General features: G+C 38.1%; 1 protein-coding gene. It reads right to left on the reverse strand.

Features of this window, described 5'->3' with window-relative positions; all coding sequences use genetic code 11:
• Positions 1–569, reverse strand: a 569-nt coding sequence (locus AC4GME_RS16845) for an inovirus Gp2 family protein (protein ID WP_490379836.1), incomplete at its 5' end; no start/stop codon positions are given.

Below are 569 nucleotides of genomic sequence, written 5' to 3' on the forward strand. Positions count from 1 at the left end.
CTACTTTCTGCTACAGCCAAAGTTATTAGTGCGATTACCATATACTTTATCTTTAACCTTGGCGAAGTAACTCAAACGACGAAAAACCTTATTATACTCAAACGAATTACTATTCAAGTGATAACAAGGGGTATCTTTAGGGAAGTGAATTAGCGTCATAATATCTTCTGGTGAAAGCATCAATGCGCTTGCCCAAGCTCGATAAACCTTACCAGCCAAGTTATTGTTAACGGAGCTGTAATCCCCGAAACCGTAATAAGTGTCTTTGTTAAGCAATAAAGCAACATGATAATGGTGCTGAACAGCATTGGCAGTTTCCTTGCACCAGACATACCTAACAGTACAAGGATGAACTCGTTTACCCTCTCTTCTTTTTTTTGTTAAATCCGCATTTACTTGAGCTTTAAAAGATTCAATAAAACGGGTTATAACAGTTGTGTCAAATTCCCTAGGGTAATCAGGACAATCCACCACAGAGGGTAAATGTAAATCAAATCTAACTACCAACGTTCTCGGATGCTCTCTCAACGCTTTGTCTAAAACTGATTCAATTGACTGTAGATATTGGG

Source organism: Psychromonas sp. (genome assembly GCF_983033635.1).